This is a genomic window from Gallicola sp. Sow4_E12 (genome assembly GCF_052116305.1).
GTDB lineage: Bacteria > Bacillota > Clostridia > Tissierellales > Peptoniphilaceae > JBQKLI01.
On record NZ_JBQKLI010000037.1, the window covers coordinates 1 to 3,860 of the forward strand.

At 30.8% G+C, this 3,860-nt stretch carries 4 protein-coding genes and 1 pseudogene; 4 read left to right on the forward strand and 1 reads right to left on the reverse strand.

All coding sequences use genetic code 11. The features are described 5' to 3' along the window. Nucleotides 1-59 precede the first annotated feature (59 nt). The 4 genes and pseudogenes from ACTQ46_RS10965 to mobQ all read left to right on the forward strand — a co-directional run. Nucleotides 60-2,255, forward strand: coding sequence for a hypothetical protein (locus tag ACTQ46_RS10965; RefSeq protein WP_441749854.1), 2,196 nt, complete (start codon nt 60-62; stop codon nt 2,253-2,255). Nucleotides 2,256-2,259: 4 nt separating this feature from the next. Then, nucleotides 2,260-2,526: a hypothetical protein gene (locus ACTQ46_RS10970; RefSeq protein WP_441749856.1), complete on the forward strand. Its 267-nt coding sequence runs from the start codon at nt 2,260-2,262 to the stop codon at nt 2,524-2,526. Nucleotides 2,527-2,606: 80 nt separating this feature from the next. After that, complete coding sequence (locus tag ACTQ46_RS10975) at nt 2,607-2,873, forward strand: DUF3847 domain-containing protein (protein ID WP_441749858.1); 267 nt, start codon at nt 2,607-2,609, stop codon at nt 2,871-2,873. 163 nt (nt 2,874-3,036) lie between these two features. Next, nucleotides 3,037-3,750 (forward strand): annotated as a pseudogene (gene mobQ / locus ACTQ46_RS10980) (MobQ family relaxase); the annotation flags it as partial. Nucleotides 3,751-3,767: 17 nt separating this feature from the next. Here mobQ and ACTQ46_RS10985 read toward each other — a convergent pair. Then, nucleotides 3,768-3,860 (reverse strand): IS3 family transposase (locus ACTQ46_RS10985; protein ID WP_441747529.1); only part of this gene is annotated, 93 nt, incomplete at its 5' end.

A 3,860-nucleotide genomic window follows, 5' to 3' on the forward strand; every position in this document is an offset into this window, starting at 1 on the left:
GTTCATCTCCTCAGTTAGGTATTTGTGTGGTACTTATATTTTAACCGAGGACGAGCATTTTGGCTCATTTTTATTTGAAGTTTCTTTTTACACCATTATACGGACTTTATCATTTACATTTATTAAAAGAAGATGTTTCAGTTATATTAGGAGTAGAACTCCATATAAAAAAATATGAAGATGCTCCACCATATCATTGTCATATTCTGTTTAATATCGATATTACAGAAGAAAATATTGATGATATAAATGAAAAATTAGATTTTCTATATCCAGATAAAGTTGTTACTGATGAGAATGAGAATACTCCTAATATTGAAAAAATAATAAATACTTTTGATTCATATGACTTTTTATTACTACCACATGGTGGTCAGTCACATAGAACATTTAATAAAGCTACGTCAAAGAAAACTAGATTTGACACTTCTATGGAGCAAAGTATCTATCATAATCATTTTGATGGATTTACATCGAGAAGCAGTTCAGGGCTTGAGGATACTAAAAATTATTTTAAAAGAATTGGAATTAGTGAGTTTGTCAATTTAGTAACATGCACAGATAACTATAACCCTTATATATATCCAAAGACCAAAGCTAAAGATGCTGAGGATTATACTCCTACATGGATGTTGGCTGAACCAAGCTTTGAAGGGTTGAGGCTTTCATTATCTGAGTCGTCAAGATTGTTTTATAATTCTGAACCACCTCAAAAATGGACTCAAACTCTTGAGCGAATAAAATTAATTAATGAAAAAATTGAAATAGATGTAAATATGACCCCTGGATTAAATGTGGTTATTGGAGGTTCTTCTAGTGGAAAAACCTTATTAGTAGATAGCTTGGTAAAGGGGATAAAAAAGGATTTCACTGATTCACAATATAATGATTTTAACGTAAAAAAGATTGAGATAGAAAACCCAACAGGAATTAATCCGTATTATATTAGTCAAAATTTCATTATGTCAATTATCAATGATAGTCAGAATGATATTGGGGAAATTCCAATAATCGACAATGTATTTCCTGAAGACAAAGAAACTTTAACCAGCATTAGAAATAGCCTTAAGAGCCTGAAAGAGTTAGTAAATTCATTGCTAGACAGTGCAGAGGAATTAGAAGATCTTAAAGAAAAATTAACTCATATATATTCACCCAATTACCTAATTACAACTAAGAATATTAAAGAAAGTCCATTAGAACTATTAAAACCTAATGAAGAGCAAAAGAACAGTCTTTCAATTACAAAGCCAGAGGTAGAAGAATATAAAAGAACTTTATTAGAAATTAAGGAAAGACTAAATAATCACCCTATTGTTGAAAGTAAGGATGAAGAAATTCAGAACATTAGTAAAGCGTTAGATGACCTATATTTAATTTCTGAACTTAATTATACTCTGTCAGAAGGTATAGAAAACACTTTAGATGATTATGAGCGAAATCAGCGTGAAAGGAATAGAGAATTAATCCAAATAAAGCAAAATAGAGGGAATTTGCTAAAGTATATTTACGATGCCTTAAAAAACTTAAAATTATTCTATCAAGCCCGCCAAGAATTATCGAATTTTGACGTAGCGTTTGAAACAAAAGAAATAAATGTAGCAGGTCATTCGCTTAGTATTAAAAATTCATTTAAACTGTCTGAGGAGGAATTAGTCAATACTATAAATAAGTATTTAACTAGTAACAGTAGGATTGAAAAGTTTAGTGAATTAGAACCAGAAATTCTAGAAAAAAATAATTTTTCAAGTCGTCCAAAAGTCGTGTCCCACACAGATTTGGCACACAAAGTTTACAAGGATATAGAAGAAACAGATAAAAAAGAATACAAAATTATCACTAAAGATGGAAAAGATTATAAAAATCTTAGTCCTGGCTGGAAGTCAGCAGTAATATTAGATTTGATATTAGGATATGACAATAATTCAGCTCCGATTATCATCGATCAACCGGAAGATAATTTAGCAACAAACTATATTAACCATGATTTAATTGGAATGATAAAAAGAATAAAAGAAGATAAGCAAGTTATATTAGTATCTCATAATGCTACAATTCCAATGTTAGGAGATGCTCAAAATTTGATAATTTGTGAAAATATTGATGGCAAGATATTTGTAAATTCTGGCACGTTAGCATCAGAAATAAAAGGTAAAAAAGTTTTAGACTGGATAGCTGAACTAACTGATGGGGGCAAACCTTCAATTAAAAAGCGAGTGAAAAAATATAATTTTAGAAGCTATAAGGAGGATTGAGCAAGTGAAATTAAAATTCTATAAAGATGAAATTAAAAATCGAGTAAGTATATTAACGAAAGAAGAAACTGAATTAGAATTTGATTATGTTGAGATGATAAAACAAATCTATACAGATAAATCTATTGATCAACCAGAAGTTTCTGATGAATTCTCTGAAGAAGAACAAGAATCAATCCAATCTCTAATAACAGACATAAGTGACAGTATTCAATATCTGTTCGGTACTGAAACTGAAGCAGAACCTGACACAACAATTGAAGAAATATAATAAATGCATAGAAATCATATTCCAAGCGATTAGAAAATTCTAGTCGCTTTTTTCGTACCAATTTTAAGGAGGAAAAATAAATGGACAATACTAAACAACTAAAATCTATAAATCTAAAGATAGAAAACCTATCTAAAGAAAAGCTTGATGTAGAAAAAGAACTTGAGCAACTCAGAAATCAAGAGAAGAAAATCCAACAAGTTTTAAATCAAGAAGAACGAAAAAAAAGAAATCATAGGTTGATTGTTCGTGGAGCCATGCTTGAATCATATATTGAAGGAGCAGAGCATAAAACCAATGAAGAGATACAAGAAATCTTAGATAAAGTATTTCTAAATGTTAGTTAATCAATCCCTTAGTTTACTAAGGGCGCAATTATACACCCTAAAGGGTGTCCATGCGACCTGCGGTGCTTTTACACTTGCAGTGAGCTAGGAAAAAAGATTTTTATTAAAGCAGATTGTGGCAAACTGTCTGCTTTTTCTTATGCAAAAAAGAAAGGAGAATAAAATGCCAGAGAGTTTTCATTTTAATATTTCAATGATTAGTAGAGGAAAAGGAAAATCGGCAGTGGCAAGTTCGGCCTATTTAGCAAGAGAAAAGATAACTAATGAATGGGACGGTATAACTCATGACTATCAAAATAAAAAAGACTTAATCTATAAAGAAATATTTTTACCTGAATATGCTAAAGAAGAATTCAAAGACAGGAAGATCTTGTGGAATAGTGTCGAACTACATGAGAAAGCAATTAATGCTCAGCTAGCCAGAAATTTTATTATTGAACTACCAAAAGAACTAAGTCTTGAAGAAAACAAAAAATTAATAAGTGAGTTTATATTGGATAATTTTGTTAAGAAAGGTATGATAGCAGATCTTGCTATACATGATGAAAGTCAGGAGGGAAATCAGAATATTCATGCTCATATTATGACTACGGTTAGACCACTTAATGAAGATGGATCTTGGGGATTGAAAAGTAAAAAGGAATATGTTTTTGATGAAAATGGAAAACCAGTTCTTACTAAAAGTGGAAGGCAGAAAACAAGAAAGATAGAATTAACAGATTGGAATAATCGTTTAAATGCAGAGCTGTGGCGTTCTAATTTTGCCAACCTATGTAATAGATACCTTAAAGAGAATAATCTTCAAAAAAGGGTTGACCACCGTTCCTATAAACGTCAAGGACGAGATGAGATACCAACTATTCATATGGGGCCAAGTGGACTGTCAACACTAAACTAGACAACTTCCTTAAGAAGTTTGCTTCTATACGCAACCGGACTCAAATATCCCAATGAAGAATGTATCCTAATATTGTTGTACCAGTTTAC